This is a genomic window from Thauera chlorobenzoica (assembly GCF_001922305.1).
In the GTDB taxonomy this organism is placed as follows: Bacteria; Pseudomonadota; Gammaproteobacteria; order Burkholderiales; family Rhodocyclaceae; genus Thauera; species Thauera chlorobenzoica.
Window position 1 is genome coordinate 511023 of record NZ_CP018839.1, and the last position, 18835, is coordinate 529857.

The window sequence follows — 18835 nt, forward strand, 5'->3', positions numbered from 1 at the left end:
CCCGTCAGCGGGAGCGGCGCACGCTGCAGTTCTTGCCCTGCCGGCAGGAGCTGCAGCAATCCCGCGTGGCGGGAGCCGTGCCTCAGCCCTCGTACATCACCTGCCCCTCGACCAGGGTGTACTGCACCTTGCCGGGCAGCTCCAGCCCGAGGAAGGGCGTGTTCTTGCCCTGGCTCCTGAGCTGTTCGCGGGTGATGGCGATATGGGCGGCGGGGTCGAAGACGCAGATGTCGGCGCGCGCGCCCGGCGACAGGTGGCCGGCCTTGGTGATGCCGACGATCTTCGCCGCGTCCGAGGTGATCCGGGCCAGCCCGTCGAGCAGCGACAGCCCGGCGTCGGCGGCCCACTTCAGGGTCAGCGGCAGCAGCAGCTCGAGGCCGGTGGCGCCGGGCTCGGATTCGGAGAACGGCGCCTGCTTGCCGTCGTCGTCCACCGGGGTGTGGTCCGAGCACAGCGCGTTGATGCGGCCCTCGGCCAGGCCACGGGCGAGCGCCTCGCGGTCGCGCTGGCTGCGCAGCGGCGGCACGAGGTGGCAGTTGGCGTTGAAGTAGCCGATGTCCATGTCGGACAGGTGGACGTGGTTGATCGACACGTCGCAGCTGACATCCATGCCTTCGGCGCGGGCCTGCTCGATCAGCGCCAGCCCCGCGGCCGAGGACAGGCGGGTGATGTGCAGGCGCGCGCCGGTGAGCTTGGCCAGCTGCAGGTAGGTGTACAGCGCCACCGTCTCCGCCGCCACCGGGATGCCGGCGAGGCCGAGGCGGGTGGCGACCTCGCCGTCGTGGGCGTGGCCGCCGCGGCCGAGGAAGGGGGCGATCGGCTGCAGCCAGACGCGGAAGTCGAAGGTCGCCGCGTACTGCAGCGCGCGCAGCAGCACGGTGTTGTCGACGATCGGCACGTTGGCCTGGGAGAAGGCGACGCAGCCGGCCTCGACCAGCTCGGCCATCTCCGACAGGCGCTCCCCCTTGAGGCCCAGGGTCAGCGCGCCGACCGGGTAGATGTGGGCGCGGTTGAGCTTCTTCGCGCGGTAGCACAGCATCTCGACGAGGCCGGGCTCGTCGAGCGCGGGGTCGGTGTCGGGCGGAATCGCCAGGCTGGTGACGCCGCCGGCCATCGCCGCCTCCATCTCGGATTCGAGCGTGGCGCGGTACTCGAAGCCGGGCTCGCGCAGGCGCGCGGCGAGGTCGATGAAGCCGGGGGCGACGACCCGGCCGGTGGCGTCGAGCGTGCGCTCGGCGCGAAAGCCCGCGGGGGCGTGGCCGAGCGCGGCGACCTTGCCGTCGGCGATGTAGACGTCCTGCACGCGGTCGCTGCGGTTGGCCGGGTCGACGACGCGGCCGTTGGAAATCAGGATGTTCATGGGTGAATCCTTGTGCCTGTGCTGTCCGCGCTCAGTGGCTGCCGAGCATGCTCATCACCGCCATGCGCACGGCGATGCCGAAGGTGACCTGGGGCAGGATCACCGCCTGCGCGCCGTCGGCCACCGCCGAGTCGATCTCGACGCCGCGGTTCATCGGCCCCGGGTGCATCACGATTGCATCCGGCTTGGCGAGCGCGAGCTTGTCCGCGGTGAGGCCCCACATCTTGTAGTACTCCTGCGGCGTCGGCAGCAGCGCGCCGTTCATGCGCTCGTTCTGGAGGCGGAGCATCATGACGACGTCGACACCCCTGAGGCCTTCGCCCATGTCGTGGAAGACGCGCACGCCGAGGCGCTCGACCTCGGTCGGCAGCAGGGTCTTGGGGCCGATCACGCGCACCTCGGGCACGCCGAGGGTGGTCAGCGCGGCGATCTGGCTGCGCGCCACGCGCGAGTGCAGCACGTCGCCGACGATCGCCACCGTCAGCTGGCTGAAATCCTTCTTGTAATGACGGATCGTGTACATGTCGAGCAGACCCTGGGTCGGGTGCGCGTGGCGCCCGTCGCCGGCGTTGACGACGTGGATGTGGTCGCGCCCGGTGGCCTGCAGGTGCTGCGCGATCAGCACCGGCGCGCCGCTGGCGGCGTGGCGCACGACGAACATGTCGGCCTGCATCGCGCACAGGTTGTCGACGGTGTCGAGCAGGCTCTCGCCCTTGGCGGCCGAGCTGGTGTTGATGTTGAGGTTCACGACGTCGGCCGACAGGCGCTTGGCGGCGATCTCGAAGGTCGTGCGGGTGCGCGTGGAGTTCTCGAAGAACAGGTTGAACACGCTCTTGCCGCGCAGCAGCGGCAGCTTCTTGACCTCGCGCTCGGCCACTTCGGTGAAGGGCGCGGCGGTGTCGAGGATGGCGGTGAGGATGGCGCGCGGCAGGCCGTCGAGGGTGAGCAGGTGCTGCAGTTCGCCGTGCTGGTTGAGCTGGGGGTTGCGCATCGGGCGTACCTCGGGTTCAGCGTTGGGTCTGGGTGAGTGCGAGGCAGAGCCGGCCGCCGTCGTCGCGCTGCAGCTCCAGGTTCTGGTCGCGCGGCAGCGCTTCGGGCAGGGTGAAGGCGCAGTAGCGTGCGGCGATCGGCAGTTCGCGGTTGCCGCGGTCGACCAGCACCGCCAGCTCGACCGAGGCCGGGCGGCCGAAGTCGAACAGCTCGTTGAGCGCGGCGCGGGTGGTGCGGCCGGTATACAGCACGTCGTCGACCAGGATCACCGGTGCCCCATCGACGTTGAACGGGATGCCGGTGCGCTGGGGGCTGGCGTGCAGGCCTTTGCTGGCGTAGTCGTCGCGATAGAAGGAGACATCGATCGCGCCCAGCGGCGGGCCGATGCCCAGCTCGCGGTGAAGGCGCTCGGCGAGCCACAGGCCGCCGGTATGGATGCCGACCAGCGCGGTCTCGGGCGTCAGGTGAGGGCGGATCTGCTCGGCGAGCTGCCGGCACAGTGCTTCGGCATCAAGGTTGGTCATTGCGGCGGGCGTCCAGGAAGGTTTGCAGGATCAGTCTTGCAGCGGCGGCATCGACCCGCGCCTTGCGTTCGCGCCAGTTCCTGAGACCGGCCGCGGCGAGCTCGTCGTCGGCGGCGACCGAACTCAGGCGTTCGTCCACCGTGAACACCGGCAGCCCGAAGCGGCCGTGCAACTGGTTGGCGAAGCGCCGGCAGCGGGCGCCGAGCGCGTGTCCGGTGCCGTCGAGGTGGGCCGGCAGGCCGACCACCAGCGCCATCGGCCGCCATTCGGCGATGAGGCGGGCGATCGCGGCGAAGCGGGCGTCGTTCGATTCCTCGTGCAGCGTGGCCAGCGCGCTGGCGTGGCCGGTTTCGAGCTCGCCGGTGGCGACGCCGATGCGCGCCAGGCCGAAGTCGAAGCCGAGCACGCTGCCCCGCTCGGGGAGGGCGGTGGGGCGGGGCAAAGCGGAAGGGCTGGGCAAAACGGAAGGGCTGGCGGCCGCGTCAGGCATGCCCGGCGACCTCGCTGAGGTTGGTGAAATCGACCCCCAGCTTCTGCATCGCGGCGGCGAGCCGTTCTTCGGGGGGCAGCTCGAAAATGATCGGCAGGTCGGCGGGCACCGTCAGCCAGGCGTTGTCCAGCAACTCCTGCTCGAGCTGGCCGGCGGCCCAGCCGGCGTAGCCGAGGGTGACCAGCACGTCCTTCGGCTCGCCGCCGGCGCCGATCGCCTGCAGCACGTCGCGGCTGCTGGTGAGGCCGACTTCGTCGGTGACCTTCAGCGTGGAATGCCATTCGCCGATCGGGCGATGGAGCACGAAGCCGCGGTCGGTCTGTACCGGACCGCCGAAATACACCGGCTGACCGGCAAAGCCCGGAGCGTCGAGCGGCAGCTCGATGCGCTCGAACAGGCTCGCCAGGGTCATGTCGATCGGGCGGTTGATGATGAGACCGAGGGCGCCCTGATCGTTGTGCTCGGCGATATAGGTGAGCGTGCGCGCGAAATGGGGATCGGCCATGTTGGGCATGGCGATCAGGAAGTGGTGGGTGAAGTTGGCCGTCGGCGTATCCATGGCGGCGATTTTACGCCGATCGCCGGTCTAGTTGGGGAGGCGCTGCGCGATTCCGCGCGGGTGGTGGCGGATAATGGCTGCCTGCCAGCCTCCGGGGCGCTGCCCGAATCCGCTGGCCCACTCCTGGAATTTTTGCCGCGTTCGGTGCCCCCATGCTTTCCGCTCTTGTCTGGTTTCGCCGCGATCTGCGCCATTTCGACCATGCCGCGCTGCACCATGCGCTGCGCCGGGCCGGGCGCGTGCATTGCGCTTTCGTGTTCGACAGCGGGATCCTCGACGCGCTGCCGTCGCGCCGGGATCGCCGGGTCGAATTCATCCATGCCAGCGTGGTCGAGCTCGACGAAGCGCTCGACGCCCTGTCGTGCCGGGCTGCTGGCAGCGGCGGCGGCCTGCTGGTGCGCCACGGCCGCGCCGAGGAGGTCGTGCCGCGGCTTGCCGCCGAGCTCGGGGTCGATGCGGTCTTCGCCAACCGCGATTACGAACCGGCGGCGATCGCGCGCGACAGCCGGGTGGCGCAGCGCCTGGCCGAGCAGGGGATCGGCTTCGTCGACTGCAAGGATCAGGTCGTGTTCGAGCGCGACGAAGTGCTGACCCGGGACGGCAAGCCTTTCAGCGTGTTCACGCCGTACCGCAACGCCTGGCTGAAGCGGCTCGACGCCGATGGCGGTGCGCTCGATGCCTGGCGCATCGAAGGGCAGGCCGGGCGGCTCGCGCCGAAGGCACCGGGCGAGCGTATTCCGGCCCTCGCCGAGATCGGCTTCGAGCCTGCCGGCCTGTCCGGATCGGCGTTGCCGGCCGGGATGCGCGGCGGGCGCGCGCTGTTCGAGGACTTTGCCGCGCGCATCGACCGTTACGCCGATGCGCGCGATTTTCCGGCGCTGAAGGGGGTCAGCTATCTGTCGACCCACCTGCGCTTCGGCACGGTGTCGATCCGCGAGCTGGCCGCCTTCGCCCACGGCCACGGCAGCGAGGGCGCGCGGGCCTGGCTGTCCGAACTGATCTGGCGCGACTTCTACCACATGATCCTGTGGCACCACCCGCAGGTGGTGGCGCGCTGCTTCCGGCCGGAATGCGAGCGGCTGCGCTGGGACGAGGCCCCCGGACTGTTCGCCGCCTGGTGCGAGGCGCGCACCGGCTATCCGATCGTCGATGCGGCGATGCGCCAGCTCGAGCAGAGCGGCTACATGCACAACCGCCTGCGCATGCTCGCCGCGTCCTTCCTGGTCAAGGATCTGGGCATCGACTGGCGCCTCGGCGAGCGTCATTTCGCCGCCCGGCTCAACGACTACGATCTCGCCGCCAACAACGGCGGCTGGCAGTGGGCGGCGTCCACCGGCTGCGATGCGCAACCCTGGTTCCGCATCTTCAACCCGGTGACGCAGTCGCAGCGCTTCGACCCGGAGGGACGCTTCATCCGCCGCTACCTGCCCGAGCTGGCGCAGGTGCCGGAGCGCTTCCTGCATGCGCCGTGGACCCTGGACGCCGCGGCGCAGCGCGCCGCCGGGGTCCGGATCGGGATCGACTACCCCGCGCCGGTGGTCGACCACGCCCAGGCGCGGCTGCGCACCCTGGCCCGCTTCGGGGTGTTGAAAGCCTGAATCGGGAAAGGCGGAGCCGGGGGCGGCTTCGCGGTAAAGTAGGTGCCTCGGGGGCACTGCCGTGCGACTGCGCAGCGTGCCTCGAGAGGCATTTCCCGGGCGCTCGCCAGCGGTGCGTGGCCTCTTTTCCGGCCTTCTCGTCTTTCTTTGGTTTCCCGCCTTTCTTCTTTCTCCCGACCCGTTCCTGCGCCATCCCATGTCCAAGCTTCCGTCCTCCGAACCGTCCTTCGACTTCGACCGCCTCATCGACCGCCGCAGCCAGCCGGGCGAGAAGTGGGGGCGCTATGCCGGCCGCGACGTGCTGCCGCTGTGGGTGGCGGACATGGATTTCGCCGCGCCGCCGGCAGTCGCCGCGGCCCTGCATGCGCGCATCGACCACGGCGTGTTCGGCTACACCGACCCCTGGCCGTCGCTCGAGGCCGCCGTGGTCGAGGGGCTGTGGCGCGACCACCGCTGGGCGATCGAGGTCGACTGGCTGGTGTGGCTGCCGGGCGTGGTCACCGGCTTCAACCTTGCCTGCAGCCTGGCCGGCGAGGCGGGGGACGGCGTGCTCACCGCGACGCCGGTGTATCCGCCCTTTCTCGCCGCCCCCGCCAACACCGGCCGCGTGCTGCAGCGCGTCGAGCTGGTGCTGCGCGACGGGCGCTGGCAGTGGGACTGGGCGGGGCTGGAGGCGGCATGCACGGCGCGCACCCGGCTGTTGCTACTGTGCAGCCCGCACAACCCGGTGGGGCGGGTGTTCGACGACGGCGAGCTGCGCCGCCTGGCGCAATTCGCCGAGCGTCACGACCTGCTGATCTGCGCGGACGAGATCCACTGCGGGCTGGTGCTCGACGAGGCGCGCCCGCACCGTCCGATCGCCGCCCTCGGCGAGGCGGTGGCGCGGCGCACGATCACCCTGATGGCGCCGTCCAAGACCTGGAACATTCCGGCGCTGTACTGCGCCTTCGCGGTGATTCCCGATGCCGCGCTGCGCCGCCGTTACCGCCATGCGATGCGCGGCATCGTGCCCCACGTCAACGTCCTCGGGATGGTTGCGGCGGAGGCGGCCTACCGCGATGGCGACGCCTGGCGGCGGGCCCTGCTCGACTACCTGCGCGCCAACCGCGACCGCGTCCTCGCCGCGGTGGAGGCGATGCCGGGCCTGGAAATGGCCGTGCCCGAGGCCACCTACCTGGGCTGGATCGACTGTCGCGCGCTGAGCGCCGCGCGCGGCATCGACGACCCGGCGGCCTTCTTCGAGGCCGCCGGGGTCGGCCTCTCCGACGGTGCCGCCTTCGGCGCGGCGGGCTTCGTGCGGCTCAACTTCGGTTGTCCGCGGGCGATCCTGGACGAGGCCCTGGCGCGTATGGCGCGCGCGCTGCAGGGCTGAAGGGGCGCGTCCGGGCCGGTATTCAGGGCCCGGGCGTGTCGGCGCTCAAGAACACGTCGGGCCGTTGCGGGTTTCCCTGCGCCCTCGGGGGCAGGAACGGCGAAACCGTTTTGGGGCGCGCTCAGAGCTCGACCATGTCGAAATCTTCCTTGCGCGCATGGCACTCGGGGCAGCTCCAGGCGGAGGGGATGTCTTCCCAGCGCGTCCCGGGGGCGATGCCTTCCTCGGGGAGGCCGGCGGCTTCGTCGTAGATGAAGCCGCAGATCGCGCACATATAGGTTCGGTAGGGCTGGTCCGCCATGTTTCGACCTGACTTGGGGGTAGAATCGGCTCGATCTTAACTCAAGCCTACCCCCGGGCCGTGCACTTGCTGGCGCACGCCGTGCGGTGCCTTTCCTGCCATGCCGATCGCGATCCCGGACACTCCGCCTGCCGTGCTTTGCCTTTCCGCGGGGGACGCCACCGGCGGCGGCGGGCTGGCCTCCGACGTGCTGACCCTGGGCAGCATGGGCTGCCACCCGCTGCCGGTGCAGACCGCGGTGCTGGTGCGCGACACCCGGGGGATCGACGAAGTGTGGTCGTCCGAGCCGGAACTGCTGGTGCTGCAGACCCGCACGGTGCTCGAAGACATCCCGGTGCGGGCGTTCAAGCTCGGCTTTTGCGGCAGCGTGGAAAACATCGCCGCGATCGCCGAAATCCTGTCCGACTACCCCGAGGTGCCGCTGGTGGTCGAGCCGGCCCTGCATGCGGCGGCGCTGCTCGGCGAAGCGGGCGAGGAGATCGCGGCCGCGCTGGCCGATCTGATCCTGCCCCAGACCACGCTGCTGGTGGCCGACCGCCGCGAGCTGTGCATGCTCGCTGGAGTTGCCGATGAGGACGGGGCGGACGGCCTGGACGAAGGCCGCGCAGGGGACGAAGGCGCCGTGCCGGCGGGGGACGACCTCGATGAAGCGCTTGCCCGCCTGCTCGGCGCGGGGGCCGAGTTCATCCTCCTCACCGGCGGCAGCGAGCACGGCCCGCAGCTCATCAACACCTTGTTCGGCGATGCCGGCGTGGTGCGCACCGATGCCTGGCCGCGCCTGTCGGGACGCTTCCTCGGGGCGGGGGCGACGCTGGCGGCGGCGGCCGCGGCCGCGCTGGCCCATGGCATGGCCCTGCCCGAAGCGGTGCGCGAGGCGCAGGAGTTCACCCAGCAGACCCTGCGCCATGCCTACCGCGTCGGCATGGGGCGGGCGCTGCCCGACCGGTTCTTCTGGGCGCGCGGCAAGGAGGATGAGGATGCCTGATGGCGCCGCCACGCTGCTGCGCGGCCTGTACGCGCTGACGCCCGACGAGACCGATACCGCCCGCCTGCTGGCGCGGGCCGGGCAGGTGCTGGAGGGTCGCCCGGCTTTGCTGCAGTACCGCAACAAGACCGCTTCGGCGGCCTTGCGCCGGAAGCAGGCGCGGGCATTGCAGGCCTTGTGCAGGGCGGCGGGGGTGCCCTTCGTCATCAACGACGACCTCGCCCTCGCCCTCGAGATCGCCGCCGACGGCGCCCATCTCGGGCGTGAGGACGGCCCCCCGGCGGCGGCGCGCGAAGCGCTCGGGCGCGAACGCATCCTCGGTCTCACCTGTTATGCCGACTGGGGGCGCGCCGCCGAGGCCGCCGCGGTCGGGGCCGATTACATCGCTTTCGGTGCGATGTTCCCGTCGGCGACCAAGCCACATGCGCCGCCGGCGCCGTTCGCGCTGATCACGCGCGCGAAACAGGAACTCGGCCTGCCGGTGGCGGCGATCGGCGGCATCACCCTGGACAATGCGCCCCGGGTGCTCGCGGCCGGGGCCGATCTGCTCGCGGTGATCGGCGACGTATTTGCCGCGGCCGACCCCGCGGCGCGCGCCACCGCCTATCGCGCCCTGTTTTGACGCCTGTGGCGGCGACTTCTTGCCCCCCGCTTGATCTGCAAGGCTGGACCCTGGCGCGCCGGGGACGCGACAATGCGGCTTTTAGCCCGCAGTGCAGGAAGCCCACGCCATGAACAGCCGCAACGAAGCCCTTTTTCAGCGCGCCCAGCGCAGCATTCCCGGTGGTGTCAATTCGCCCGTCCGTGCGTTCCGCTCGGTCGGCGGCACGCCGCGCTTCATCGAGCGCGCCGAAGGCGCCCGCGTGTGGGATGCCGACGGCAAGGTCTACATCGACTACGTCGGCTCCTGGGGGCCGGCGATCACCGGCCACGCCCACCCGGCGATCGTCGAGGCGGTGCGCGCGGCGGCGTTGAAGGGCCTGTCCTTCGGCGCGCCGACCGAGAGCGAAGTCGAGATGGCGGAGCTGATCTGCGCGTTGCTGCCTTCGGTCGACATGGTGCGCCTGGTCAGCTCCGGCACCGAGGCGACCATGAGCGCGATCCGCCTCGCCCGCGGCTTCACCGGGCGCGACGCGATCGTCAAGTTCGAGGGCTGCTACCACGGCCACGCCGACAGCCTGCTGGTGAAGGCGGGCTCGGGCCTGCTCACGTTCGGCAACCCGTCCTCGGGCGGGGTGCCGGCGGACTTCGCCAGGCACACCATCGTCCTCGACTACAACGACCTGCAGCAGGTCGAGGACGCGTTCAAGGCGCGCGGCGCCGAGATCGCGGCGGTCATCGTCGAGCCGGTAGCGGGCAACATGAACCTGGTGAAGCCGCAGCCGGGCTTCCTCGAAGGCCTGCGCCGGATCTGCACCCAGTACGGTGCGGTGCTGATCTTCGATGAGGTGATGACCGGGTTCCGGGTCGGCCCGCAGGGCGTGCAGGGGCTGTACGGGATCACGCCCGACCTGACCACGCTCGGCAAGGTGATCGGCGGCGGCATGCCGGTGGGGGCGTTCGGCGGGCGGCGCGAGATCATGGAGAAGATCGCCCCGCTGGGCGCGGTGTACCAGGCCGGCACGCTGTCGGGGAGCCCGGTGGCGGTGGCCGCGGGGCTGGCCTCGCTGCAGCTGACCCGGGCCCCCGGCTTCTACGACACCCTCGCGGCGCGCACGCAGCGCCTGGCGACGGGGTTGTCGGCGGCGGCGGCCGAAGCCGGCGTCAGCTTCAGCGCCGACGCGGTGGGCGGCATGTTCGGCGTCTATTTCGCCGCCAAGGCCCCGGCCTCGCTGGCCGATGTGATGGCCGCGGATACGGCACGCTTCAACCGCTTCTTCCACGCCATGCTGGAGGCCGGGCACTACTTCGCGCCCTCGGCGTTCGAGGCCGGCTTCGTCTCGGCGGCGCATGGCGAGGCCGAGATCGACGCCACCGTGGCCGCGGCGCGCAAGGTGTTCGCGACCCTGGGGTGAGGACGGGGGGCATCGCCGAGCCGCTGGGCCCGAAGGCGACCACCCGCAGGCGTAACCGGCACGCCGATTCTAGGTTCAACGGGTTTCAGCCGGCCAGCGCCTTGATCCAGCCCAGGCCTTCGCGGGTGCCGGCGGCGGGCTTGTATTCGCAGCCGATCCAGCCGTCGTAGCCGAGCTGGTCGATGAAGCGGAACAGCCAGGCGTAGTTGATCTCGCCGCTGCCCGGCTCGTGGCGGCCCGGAGTGTCGGCGATCTGCATGTGGGCGATCTGCGGCAGGTACTTCGCGATGGTGTTGGCGAGTTCGCCCTCCATGCGCTGCATGTGGTAGAGATCGTGCTGTAGCCAGAGGTTGTCCGCGCCGACTTCCTCGATAAGCGCGATCGCCTGGGGCGTGCGGTTGAGGTAGAAGCCGGGGATGTCGAAGGTGTTGATCGGTTCGATCAGCAGGCGGATGCCCGCATCCTCGAGCTTGCCCGCGGCGAAACGCAGGTTGGCGACGAAGGTCTCGCGCAGCGTGTCGGCGTCGACCCCGGCCGGGGCGATGCCGGCGAGGCAGTTGATTTGTTTGCAGCCGAGTGTGCCGGCGTAGTCGATCGCTTGGCCGACGCCGTCCTGGAACTCGCTGACCCGCCCCGGGTGGCAGGCGATGCCGCGCTCGCCACCGTTCCAGTCGCCCGCGGGCAGGTTGTGCAGCACCGGCACCAGGCCGTGTTTGTCCAGGCGCTCGGCGATCTCGCTCTTGTCGAAGGCGTAGGGAAAGAGGAACTCCACGCCCTTGAAGCCGGCTTCCGCCGCGGCCTGGAAGCGGTCGAGGAAGGGCACTTCGTTGAACAGCAGGGTCAGGTTGGCGTTGAACCTGGGCATGGCTTCGTCTCCAGGGATTGGTTGCGGACGGGGCGCGGCGGGCGCTCCCCTGCTGCGGCCCGGCCAATGGACTCGGCAACGTTTTATGGCGGCCTCGGCGAACACCTCGATGCGGTGGTGCCGCGCTCCAGCTCAGACGGCCCCGCGGTGGGCGCCGCTCGTTTTCCTTCAAAGCAGGAACAGCGTCGCCAGGCCGAGGAAGATGAAGAAGCCGCCGGAGTCGGTGAGCGCGGTGATCATCACCGAGCCGCCGAGTGCGGGGTCGGCGCCGAGGCGCTGGCGCAGCATCGGGATCAGCACCCCGGCGCTGGCGGCGAGCAGCAGGTTCAGCGTCATCGCCGCGGTCATCACCATGCCCAGCTCGATATTGCCGTACAGCCACCACGCCAGCACGCCGAGCAGCCCGCCCCAGACCAGGCCGTTGAACAGGGCGACGCCGAGTTCCTTCTTCAGCAGGCGGTTCATCGCCGACTGCTCGACCTGGCCCATCGCGATCGCGCGCACGATCATGGTGATGGTCTGGTTGCCGGAGTTGCCGCCGATGCCGGCGACGATCGGCATCAGCGCGGCGAGCGCGACGAGCTTCTCGATCGAGCCTTCGAAGGCGCCGATCACGCGCGAGGCGATGAAGGCGGTGACCAGGTTCACCGCCAGCCAGGCCCAGCGGTTCTTCACCGAGCTCCACACCGAGGCGAAGATGTCTTCTTCTTCGCGCAGGCCGGCGTGGCTCAGGATCTCGGCTTCGGACTCCTCGCGGATGAAGTCGACGACGTCGGCGACGGTGAGGCGGCCGATCACCCGCTTTTCGCCATCGACCACCGGGGCCGACACCAGATCGTAGCGCTCGAAGGCCTGGGCGGCATCGTCGGCCTCGTCTTCCGGAGTGAAGCTGATCACCGTCTCCGAGCGCATGACTTCCGAGACCTCGAGCTCGGGGTCGTTGATGAGCAGGGTTTCCAGGGTCAGGATGCCCTTCAGGTGGTCCTCGCGGTCGATGACGAAGAGCTTGTCGGTGTGGTCCGGGAGCTCGTCGAAGCGGCGCAGGTAACGCAGCACGACTTCGAGGCTGACGTCTTCGCGCACCGTCACCATGTCGAAGTCCATCAGCGCGCCGACCGAGTCCTCGGGGTAGGACATCGCCGCGCGCAGCTGCTCGCGGCCTTCGCTGTCGAGCGACTGGAAGACGTCCTGGATGATCTCGGGCGGCAGGTCGGGGGCGAGGTCGGCGAGCTCGTCGGCGTCGAGCGATTCCGCCGCGGCCTTGAGCTCGTCCGGGCCCATCGTCTCGATCAGCGACTCGCGCACCGCGTCGGAGACTTCGAGCAGGATCTCGCCGTCGCGCTCGGCCTTCACCAGGTCCCACACATACAGGCGCTCGTCGCGCGGCAGGGCCTCGAGGACGAAGGCGATGTCGGCCGGGTGGAGGGTGTCGAGCTTGGCGCGCAGCGCGGACTCGTGCTGCTTGTGGACGAGGTTCTCGACCAGCTCGTGGCGCGGCATGTCCTGGCGATGGACCAGCTCTTCCACCACCTTCTGGCGTGCAAGCAGCTCCTGCACTTCGCGCAGGTGATGCTGGACGTCGTCGGGGTGGAGTTCTTCGGGCTGGGTCATCGCGCGGGCCGTCGGCTGGGGGCGGGAAGTGCGAATTCTACGGGCTCGGTACGGCGCCGGCGACCCTGATCGTGTGACCGGTAGTGAATTTCTCCGTTTGCCCCGCTCAGGGCACCTGGGAGTGGATCATGCGCTGCTGCACGCGCGCGGCGTGGGCGGCGAGGCGGGGGCCGAAGTGCTGTTCGTAGCGTCGCGGATTGGGCAGCATCACCGCCAGGCGCGCGGCCTCGGACGGCTCCAGCTGCGCCGCCGAGCGGCCGTAGTAATGCCGCGCCGCGGCTTCGGCGCCGAACACGCCGTCGCCCCATTCGGCGACGTTCAGATACACCTCGAGGATGCGGCGCTTGCTCCACAGCTGCTCGATCATCAGCGTGATCACCGCCTCCTGGCCCTTGCGCAGCCAGCTGCGCGAGGGCGACAGGAACAGGTTCTTGGCCAGCTGCTGGCTGATCGTCGAGCCGCCGGCGGTGGTGCGCCCGCGTTCGGTGTTGCGTTCGAGGGCGCGGCGGATGCCTTCCCAGTCGAAGCCCTGGTGGTCGAGGAAGCGGTCGTCCTCGGCCGCGACCACGGCGCGCTTCAGGTGCACCGAGATCCGCTCGTAGGGCACCCAGTGTTGTTGCAGGCGGGCATCCGGATCGTGCGTGCGCAGTTCGGCCAGGCGCATCCGCATGAAGCTGGTGTTGCCCGGGTCGAAGCGGCTCCACCAGACCACCTGGGTCAGCAGCACGGCCTGCCAGAACAGCACCAGCAGCGCTGCGGCGAGCAGGGCGCGGCCGAGCCAGCGCGGCGGCCGTCGCCGGCGCAGTGTGCGGGCCAGCGCGCCCAGGCGGCGGTGCCGTTCAGCCGGCATCGAGCTGGCGGCGCAGCGCGGCGAGCACCGGCGCGCTGTCGGGACGAATGCCCCGCCACAGGGCGAAGCTCTCCGCCGCCTGTTCGACCAGCATGCCCAGCCCGTCGGCGACGTGCGCGGCGCCGTCTGCACGTGCGGCCTGCATGAAGCGGGTGTCGCCGTGGCCGTACATCATGTCGTAGGCGAGCGCGCCCTCGGCGTAGAGGCCGGGCGGCAGCGGCGGCAGCTCGCCGGCGAGGCTGGCGGCGGTGGCGTTGATCACCAGGTCGAAGCGCCGCCCGGCGAGTTCGGCGAAGCCGCAGGCGTCGAGCCCGGTGCCGGCGGCGTGGACGGTGAACCGCTCGGCCAGCGTGCGTGCCTTGCCCACGGTACGGTTGGCGATGGTCAGGGCCGCGGGACGGCTGCCGAGCAGGGGCAGCAGCACGCCGCGGGTGGCGCCGCCCGCACCCAGCAACAGGATGCGCCGCCCGGCCAGGGTGCAGCCGAGGTTCGCACTCAGGTCGCGCACCAGGCCAGCGCCGTCGGTGTTGTCGCCGAGAATCCCGCTGCGCTCGAAGACGAGGGTGTTGACCGCGCCGGCCGCTTCGGCACGCGGGGTGTGGCGGTCGGCCAGGGCGTAGGCTTCGAGTTTGAACGGCACGGTGACGTTCATCCCGCGCCCGCCGGCGGCACGGAAGGCGTGCACGGTGGCGGTGAAGCCGTCGAGCGGGCCGAGCAGCGCTTCGTAGGCCAGCGCCTGCCCGGTCTGGCGGGCGAAGGCGGCATGGATCCAGGGTGACTTGCTGTGGGCGATCGGGTTGCCGATGACGGCGTAGCGGTCCATGAGAGGGGTCTCAGTTGGCCCGGAGCTGGTCGCTGCCGGTGAAGCTCCAGGTGCGGGTGATTTCGATCAGCTCGTAGTCCTTGCGGATGTCGGGCGGGAAGGGGGCGTAGGGTGCGGCCAGGCGGACGATGCGTACGGCGGCGGCGTCGAGGAGCTTGTGCCCGGAACTGCGCTGGACGTGGACTTCGCCGACCGAGCCGTCGGCGCGGATCGTCACCGACAGCAGCAGGCTGCCGTACAGCCTGCCGCGCGCGGCCTCGGGGTAGTTCAGGGCGCCGACGCGCTCGACCTTCAGGCGCCAGTCCTCGAGATAGCGCGCGAAGCGGTATTCCTGCGCGCGCGCGCCGATGAACTTCTTGCGCGGCTGGCGCGCCAGCTCCTGCAGCGAATGGTCGATGCTGGCCTCGAGGCGGGCGACGGCCGCGGCGCTGTCGAGCAGATCCAGCCCGCTGACGGGGGGCGGCGGTTCGGCCACGGGGCGCGGCGGCGGTTTGTTCCGCGGCGGGGCGGTTGCGACCCGGGGCGCGGCCGTGTCGCGGGTGAGGCGCGGTTTTTCCCTGCGCACGGGCTCGGGGGCGCGGCGCTTCGCCTCCGCCAGCGCATCGCCGTCCTGGCGCGCGGGCTGGGGGGGCAGGGGCGTGCGCGGGCGGGCGTCCTGCGCGCTGCCGCCGCCGTCGATGCTGGCCTGGGCGAGGACCTCGGCTTGCTCCGGGGGGCGGGCGTGGCGGGCATTGACCAGCACCACCTCCAGGCCCTGGTCGCGTGCCGGTACGGTATCGGGAAGACGGAAGCGCACGCTCAGCAGCAGGCCGTGGAGTGCGAGCGAGAGGGCGAAGGCCACCACCAGCAGCGCCCGGCCCCGCTTGTGCAGGCGGAGTCCTCCGGCCCCGCCGCGTGGCGCCCGGCCGGCGGTGGCGAACTGCGGATCGGCGGCCGGTCCCATCGGCGCTCAGGCGAAACCGAATCCGGGCTCGGTGGCGGTTTCCGGGTCGGGTTCGGATAAGGTCCGCACGAAGCGGGCGTCGACTTCGATGTCGAGCAGGTCGGTGTGCTCGACGACCAGGCGCACCCGGCTGCCGGGCATCTGCAGCGGCATCGAGGGAACGCGGAAGACGAGCGGGATTTCGGCCAGGCGCACGACGTTTTCGCGCAGCACGGTGGCTTCGACTTCGCCGCGACCGTGCTGGCGCAGCCAGCGCAGGCACCAGTAGCGTTCCATGCCGCGCTGGAACTCGGCGTATTCGGCGTAGGTGAGCTCGAAGTCGCGCATCGCCGCCATCAGCTCGGCCGATCTCGGCGCGAAGGCCGGCTCCCGGGCCTGCAGCACGGAGACGATCTGCCACTGGTTGACCAGGTCCACGTAGCGCCGCAGCGGCGAACTGGACCACGCGTAGCAGTCCACGCCGAGGCCTTCGTGGGGCGCGGCGACCGTGGTCATGCGCACCTTGCCGCCGCCCTGGGCGCGGTACAGGCCGGGCACGCCGGCGGCGTCGAGCAGTTTGCCCCAGGTCATGTTGGCGTGGATCATCAGCTCGGCGACCAGCTTGTCCATCGGCGAACCGCGCGAGCGCTGGCCGATGCTGATCCGGCCGGGGCCGTCGGCGGTGTCCTCGGTCCAGTCCACGCTGAAGCTGTAGTCGATGCGGTCCTCGTTGCCCGCGGCCTTGCCGCGGCCGGCCTCGAGGATGGTGGCCAGGTCCCACAGCAGGGTCAGCTCGCGCTTCCAGGCGAAGTCGGGGCCGTCGCCATGCACGGTGTCGTCGTTGAACACCGGCTCGATGTCGTGGTGGCGCAGGTTGGCGACGATGGGTACGAGTTCGACCCGGCTTTCCTCGCCGATGATCGCCAGCCCGGGGGTGAGGTCGAGGTACAGCGATACGGCGGGGCAGTCGCGCCCTTCGGCGAGGGTGAAGGTGTGCACGACCTCGTCGGGCAGCATGGTGATCTTGTTGCCCGGCATGTACACCGTGGACAGGCGGCGACGGGCGATCGCGTCCAGCTCCGAGCCGCGGGCGAAGCCCAGCGCCGGGGCGGCGATGTGGATGCCGACGCGCCAGCCGCCGCCGCTGCGCGGGGTCACCGAGAAGGCGTCGTCGATCTCGGTGGTGGAGGCGTCGTCGATCGAGAACGCGGCGACTTCCGCGCGCGGCAGGCCAGCGGGCATCGGCGGCGCGGCAACGGCGGGGAAGTCCACGCCTTCGGGAAAGTGCTCGAACAGGAAGCGGTTGTAATGAAGCTCGTAACTCGAGGCGAGCGCGCCGCAGGCGAGCAGCAGGCGCGCTGCCGACAGCCCGGTGTCGACGCAGGCGGCTTCGAGCGCCTTGACTTCCGGGCGGTTGCGGTCGGGGCGGTAGAGCGCCTGCGGCAGCAGGGTCCGGATCTCGGGGGGCAGCCGGCCGGCGACCAGTTCGGTGCGCATGTGCTCGATCGCGGCCGCCTGGAGGCGCTTTTTCTCGAGCCCGGCGAGTGCCGCCTGGAGGATCTCGGCCGGCGCCTTGCGGAACCGCCCCCGGCCCTTGCGGTGGAACCAGATCGGCGCCGAATGCAGGCGCAGCAGCACGGCCGCCGACTCCACCGCGTTCGGCGGGCGGCCCTGGTATTCGGCGGCGAAGTCGGCGAACGTGAACTCGTCGTCGCCGCACACTTCCCACAGGAACTCGGTGTCCAGTTCCTCGGCGCCGGCTTCGGCGCGGGCGAGCAGTTCCGCCGGAGCGGGCTCGCGGAATTCGAGCAGGACATGGGCGCGCTTGAGCTTCACCCGCTTGCCGTGGGTGTTCTCGATCTGCAGCGTGGCATCGTTATCGGCGAGGACGGTGCCGGCCTTGAAGGCCCCGTCCTCTTCATACAGCACGAACATCGGCATCCGCCTGGTGAAGTCAAGCGCGCTAGTTTACTGGATTCGGGCCCCGGCCCCGAAACCGATTCGATGCCGGCGCTGGGGGAGCGCTTTCCTCCGGGGGGCGGACGTCCCGGAACGCCTCAGCGGGGGCGGCGGGCGGTGGCGATCAGGGTGCGGGCGGGAAGCCGGTAGCGGCCGCTGTCGTCGCGGAAGGGCTCGAGGTCGTCGGTGATGGCCGCGCGCAAGGCTTGCCGGGTGGTCTCGGGCAGGCGCCCGAGCGCTTCGGCAACGCCACCGGCGAGGTCGAGGAAGGCCTGCCAGTAGGCATCGGCATCGTCGAAGCAGCAGGTGAAGGTGCAGGGGCGGATGTCGATGTCGTGAAAGCCGGCAGCGGCGAGCGCGTCTTCCAGTGCCGCCGGCTCTCCGAAGCGGAACACCGAGGGGCGCGGCACCCGGGGGGGCGGCAGGAGGCGGGCGATGCAGTCCTGGGCGCGATGGATCAGGGGCACGCTTGGGCGCGGCCCCCAGACCGACAGCGCGACGAGGCCGCCGGGGACGAGGACACGATGGATCTCGGTCAGGGCGTGCCGGGGGTGGGGGAAGATGAACAGCGCCAGGCCGGCGAGCACGCGCTCCATGCAGGCGTCGGGCAGGCACAGGTGTTCGGCGTCGGCCGCGGCGAAAGCGGGAGGGGCGGTTTCGCCGGCGCAGCGGCGGGCACCTTCGGCGAGCATCGCTTCGGCGATGTCGGTGGCGAGCACGCGACCGCCAGGGGCAACGCGCCGTGCCGCTGCGCCGGCGAGCAGGCCAGGGCCGCTGGCGAGGTCGAGCACGCGCTGTCCCGGCGCCAGGTCGGCGGCATCGAGCAGGGCGGCAGCGAGGCCGGCGCGCAGGTGGGCGCCGTCGGCGTAGCGTGCGGCGATGCGGTTGAAGCCGGCGCGCTCCATCGCCTTGAAGCGGCGGGCATCGAAGCCCGGAGTGGCCTCGGGGCGGGGGGCTTGTGCGGCGGTGGGGGCGGACGGATCGGCCGGGGAGGGGCGCGCTTGCGGGGTCATCGGGTGGCCTCCGTGTCCACCCCGGCGAACGTGATTACCGCGTCGAGGTAGTCGCTCCAGCGCGAGAAGCCGTGGTTGCCGCCGTCGAGTACGGTGTGGCGGGCGCCGGCGTATTTTTCCACCGCATGGCGGTAGTCGAGCACCTCGTCGCCGGTTTCCGCCAGCAGCCAGTAGCGTTGCGGGCGGGTGATGCGGGGCACCTCGAGGGCGCGGGTTTCGTCGATGTGGCTGTGCTCGAAAGTGAAGCGCTCGCCGGTGTACAGATTGGCCTGGGGGCCGAGGTAGCGTTCCAGTGACAGCGGCGCGACCACCGCCGGATTGACCAGTACGGCGCGCAGGCCGTGGCGCTCGGCGAGCCAGGTGGCGTAGTAGCCGCCGAGCGAGCTGCCGACCACGGCCGGCTGCCGGCCGGCGGCGCGGCTGCGCCGGATTGCCTGTTCGGCGAGCGCAATGGCGGCGCGCGGCGACACCGGCAGCTGCTCGCACCAGAACCGTTCGGCGAGGCCGCGCTCGGTCATGCGCGCGCGCAGGGCGGTGGCCTTGATCGAGGCCGGGGCCGAGCAGAAGCCGTGCAGATAGATGATCATCGGCGGCCGGC

At 71.0% G+C, this 18835-nt stretch carries 19 protein-coding genes; 5 read left to right on the forward strand and 14 right to left on the reverse strand.

Features of this window, described 5'->3' with window-relative positions; translation table 11 throughout:
- Positions 1 to 82: 82 nt before the first annotated feature.
- The 5 genes from Tchl_RS02485 to Tchl_RS02505 are packed head-to-tail and all read right to left on the reverse strand — an operon-like array spanning position 83 to position 3923.
- Positions 83 to 1360 (reverse strand): dihydroorotase, encoded by a 1278-nt coding sequence (locus Tchl_RS02485; RefSeq protein WP_075146995.1) that lies wholly within the window; start codon positions 1358 to 1360, stop codon positions 83 to 85.
- 31 nt (positions 1361 to 1391) lie between these two features.
- Positions 1392 to 2351 (reverse strand): aspartate carbamoyltransferase catalytic subunit, encoded by a 960-nt coding sequence (locus Tchl_RS02490; RefSeq protein ID WP_075146996.1) that lies wholly within the window; start codon positions 2349 to 2351, stop codon positions 1392 to 1394.
- A 16-nt stretch (positions 2352 to 2367) separates the two neighbouring features.
- Positions 2368 to 2874, reverse strand: a complete 507-nt coding sequence (gene pyrR / locus Tchl_RS02495; RefSeq protein ID WP_075146997.1) for a bifunctional pyr operon transcriptional regulator/uracil phosphoribosyltransferase PyrR — start codon at positions 2872 to 2874, stop codon at positions 2368 to 2370.
- On the reverse strand, positions 2861 to 3364 hold the full coding sequence (gene ruvX, locus Tchl_RS02500; protein ID WP_075146998.1) for a Holliday junction resolvase RuvX: 504 nt from the start codon (positions 3362 to 3364) through the stop codon (positions 2861 to 2863). Before ruvX ends, pyrR begins: the two co-directional genes overlap by 14 nt.
- Positions 3357 to 3923, reverse strand: coding sequence for a YqgE/AlgH family protein (locus Tchl_RS02505; protein ID WP_075146999.1), 567 nt, complete (start codon positions 3921 to 3923; stop codon positions 3357 to 3359). The genes ruvX and Tchl_RS02505 overlap by 8 nt, the downstream gene beginning before the upstream one ends.
- A 152-nt stretch (positions 3924 to 4075) precedes the next feature.
- Between Tchl_RS02505 and Tchl_RS02510 the strand changes: the two genes are divergently transcribed.
- Both Tchl_RS02510 and Tchl_RS02515 read left to right on the forward strand, forming a co-directional pair.
- Positions 4076 to 5521, forward strand: a complete 1446-nt coding sequence (locus Tchl_RS02510; RefSeq protein WP_075147000.1) for a cryptochrome/photolyase family protein — start codon at positions 4076 to 4078, stop codon at positions 5519 to 5521.
- Between the two features lie 196 nt (positions 5522 to 5717).
- Positions 5718 to 6893: a MalY/PatB family protein gene (locus Tchl_RS02515; protein WP_075147001.1), complete on the forward strand. Its 1176-nt coding sequence runs from the start codon at positions 5718 to 5720 to the stop codon at positions 6891 to 6893.
- 121 nt (positions 6894 to 7014) lie between these two features.
- On the opposite strand, the gene Tchl_RS02520 is transcribed toward Tchl_RS02515, so the two are convergent.
- Positions 7015 to 7167: a rubredoxin gene (locus tag Tchl_RS02520; protein WP_327359921.1), complete on the reverse strand. Its 153-nt coding sequence runs from the start codon at positions 7165 to 7167 to the stop codon at positions 7015 to 7017.
- 127 nt (positions 7168 to 7294) lie between these two features.
- Between Tchl_RS02520 and thiD the strand changes: the two genes are divergently transcribed.
- The 3 genes from thiD to hemL all read left to right on the forward strand — a co-directional run bounded on the left by thiD (position 7295) and on the right by hemL (position 10194).
- Positions 7295 to 8179: a bifunctional hydroxymethylpyrimidine kinase/phosphomethylpyrimidine kinase gene (gene thiD, locus Tchl_RS02525; RefSeq protein WP_075147003.1), complete on the forward strand. Its 885-nt coding sequence runs from the start codon at positions 7295 to 7297 to the stop codon at positions 8177 to 8179.
- Positions 8172 to 8801, forward strand: coding sequence for a thiamine phosphate synthase (gene thiE / locus Tchl_RS02530; protein ID WP_075147004.1), 630 nt, complete (start codon positions 8172 to 8174; stop codon positions 8799 to 8801). Before thiD ends, thiE begins: the two co-directional genes overlap by 8 nt.
- A gap of 109 nt (positions 8802 to 8910) precedes the next feature.
- Entirely contained in the window at positions 8911 to 10194 is a 1284-nt protein-coding gene (gene hemL, locus Tchl_RS02535; protein ID WP_075147005.1) for a glutamate-1-semialdehyde 2,1-aminomutase, read from the forward strand.
- A gap of 85 nt (positions 10195 to 10279) precedes the next feature.
- Here the strand turns inward: hemL and hyi are convergent, their stop codons facing one another.
- The 8 genes from hyi to Tchl_RS02575 form a co-directional block, all read right to left on the reverse strand.
- Positions 10280 to 11059: a hydroxypyruvate isomerase gene (gene hyi / locus Tchl_RS02540; protein ID WP_075147006.1), complete on the reverse strand. Its 780-nt coding sequence runs from the start codon at positions 11057 to 11059 to the stop codon at positions 10280 to 10282.
- A gap of 168 nt (positions 11060 to 11227) precedes the next feature.
- Complete coding sequence (gene mgtE / locus Tchl_RS02545) at positions 11228 to 12670, reverse strand: magnesium transporter (protein ID WP_075147007.1); 1443 nt, start codon at positions 12668 to 12670, stop codon at positions 11228 to 11230.
- Between the two features lie 106 nt (positions 12671 to 12776).
- A complete protein-coding gene (gene mtgA, locus Tchl_RS02550) occupies positions 12777 to 13520 on the reverse strand; it encodes a monofunctional biosynthetic peptidoglycan transglycosylase (RefSeq protein ID WP_083945122.1) in 744 nt (247 codons plus the stop codon).
- Complete coding sequence (aroE, locus tag Tchl_RS02555; protein WP_075147008.1) at positions 13510 to 14343, reverse strand: shikimate dehydrogenase; 834 nt, start codon at positions 14341 to 14343, stop codon at positions 13510 to 13512. Before aroE ends, mtgA begins: the two co-directional genes overlap by 11 nt.
- 10 nt (positions 14344 to 14353) lie before the next feature.
- The gene (locus Tchl_RS02560; protein WP_075147009.1) at positions 14354 to 15286 is read right to left on the reverse strand and encodes an energy transducer TonB; all 933 of its coding nucleotides are present in this window, start codon (positions 15284 to 15286) and stop codon (positions 14354 to 14356) included.
- A gap of 6 nt (positions 15287 to 15292) precedes the next feature.
- Entirely contained in the window at positions 15293 to 17200 is a 1908-nt protein-coding gene (locus tag Tchl_RS02565) for a ribonuclease catalytic domain-containing protein (RefSeq protein WP_075147010.1), read from the reverse strand.
- A gap of 122 nt (positions 17201 to 17322) precedes the next feature.
- Positions 17323 to 18237: a class I SAM-dependent methyltransferase gene (locus tag Tchl_RS02570; RefSeq protein WP_083945124.1), complete on the reverse strand. Its 915-nt coding sequence runs from the start codon at positions 18235 to 18237 to the stop codon at positions 17323 to 17325.
- Positions 18234 to 18824 carry a YqiA/YcfP family alpha/beta fold hydrolase gene (locus Tchl_RS02575; protein WP_075147011.1) on the reverse strand — a complete coding sequence of 197 codons (591 nt, stop codon included), beginning with the start codon at positions 18822 to 18824 and terminating at the stop codon, positions 18234 to 18236. Before Tchl_RS02575 ends, Tchl_RS02570 begins: the two co-directional genes overlap by 4 nt.
- Between the last annotated feature and the right edge of the window lie 11 nt (positions 18825 to 18835).

Coding starts and splice junctions, on each gene's coding strand:
- Tchl_RS02485 (WP_075146995.1), bottom strand. CDS start 1,360: ATGAACATCCTGATTTCCAACGGCCGCGTCGTCGACCCGGCCAACCGC.
- Tchl_RS02490 (WP_075146996.1), bottom strand. CDS start 2,351: ATGCGCAACCCCCAGCTCAACCAGCACGGCGAACTGCAGCACCTGCTC.
- pyrR (WP_075146997.1), bottom strand. CDS start 2,874: ATGACCAACCTTGATGCCGAAGCACTGTGCCGGCAGCTCGCCGAGCAG.
- ruvX (WP_075146998.1), bottom strand. CDS start 3,364: ATGCCTGACGCGGCCGCCAGCCCTTCCGTTTTGCCCAGCCCTTCCGCT.
- Tchl_RS02505 (WP_075146999.1), bottom strand. CDS start 3,923: ATGGATACGCCGACGGCCAACTTCACCCACCACTTCCTGATCGCCATG.
- Tchl_RS02510 (WP_075147000.1), top strand. CDS start 4,076: ATGCTTTCCGCTCTTGTCTGGTTTCGCCGCGATCTGCGCCATTTCGAC.
- Tchl_RS02515 (WP_075147001.1), top strand. CDS start 5,718: ATGTCCAAGCTTCCGTCCTCCGAACCGTCCTTCGACTTCGACCGCCTC.
- Tchl_RS02520 (WP_327359921.1), bottom strand. CDS start 7,167: ATGTGCGCGATCTGCGGCTTCATCTACGACGAAGCCGCCGGCCTCCCC.
- thiD (WP_075147003.1), top strand. CDS start 7,295: ATGCCGATCGCGATCCCGGACACTCCGCCTGCCGTGCTTTGCCTTTCC.
- thiE (WP_075147004.1), top strand. CDS start 8,172: ATGCCTGATGGCGCCGCCACGCTGCTGCGCGGCCTGTACGCGCTGACG.
- hemL (WP_075147005.1), top strand. CDS start 8,911: ATGAACAGCCGCAACGAAGCCCTTTTTCAGCGCGCCCAGCGCAGCATT.
- hyi (WP_075147006.1), bottom strand. CDS start 11,059: ATGCCCAGGTTCAACGCCAACCTGACCCTGCTGTTCAACGAAGTGCCC.
- mgtE (WP_075147007.1), bottom strand. CDS start 12,670: ATGACCCAGCCCGAAGAACTCCACCCCGACGACGTCCAGCATCACCTG.
- mtgA (WP_083945122.1), bottom strand. CDS start 13,520: ATGCCGGCTGAACGGCACCGCCGCCTGGGCGCGCTGGCCCGCACACTG.
- aroE (WP_075147008.1), bottom strand. CDS start 14,343: ATGGACCGCTACGCCGTCATCGGCAACCCGATCGCCCACAGCAAGTCA.
- Tchl_RS02560 (WP_075147009.1), bottom strand. CDS start 15,286: ATGGGACCGGCCGCCGATCCGCAGTTCGCCACCGCCGGCCGGGCGCCA.
- Tchl_RS02565 (WP_075147010.1), bottom strand. CDS start 17,200: ATGTTCGTGCTGTATGAAGAGGACGGGGCCTTCAAGGCCGGCACCGTC.
- Tchl_RS02570 (WP_083945124.1), bottom strand. CDS start 18,237: ATGACCCCGCAAGCGCGCCCCTCCCCGGCCGATCCGTCCGCCCCCACC.
- Tchl_RS02575 (WP_075147011.1), bottom strand. CDS start 18,824: ATGATCATCTATCTGCACGGCTTCTGCTCGGCCCCGGCCTCGATCAAG.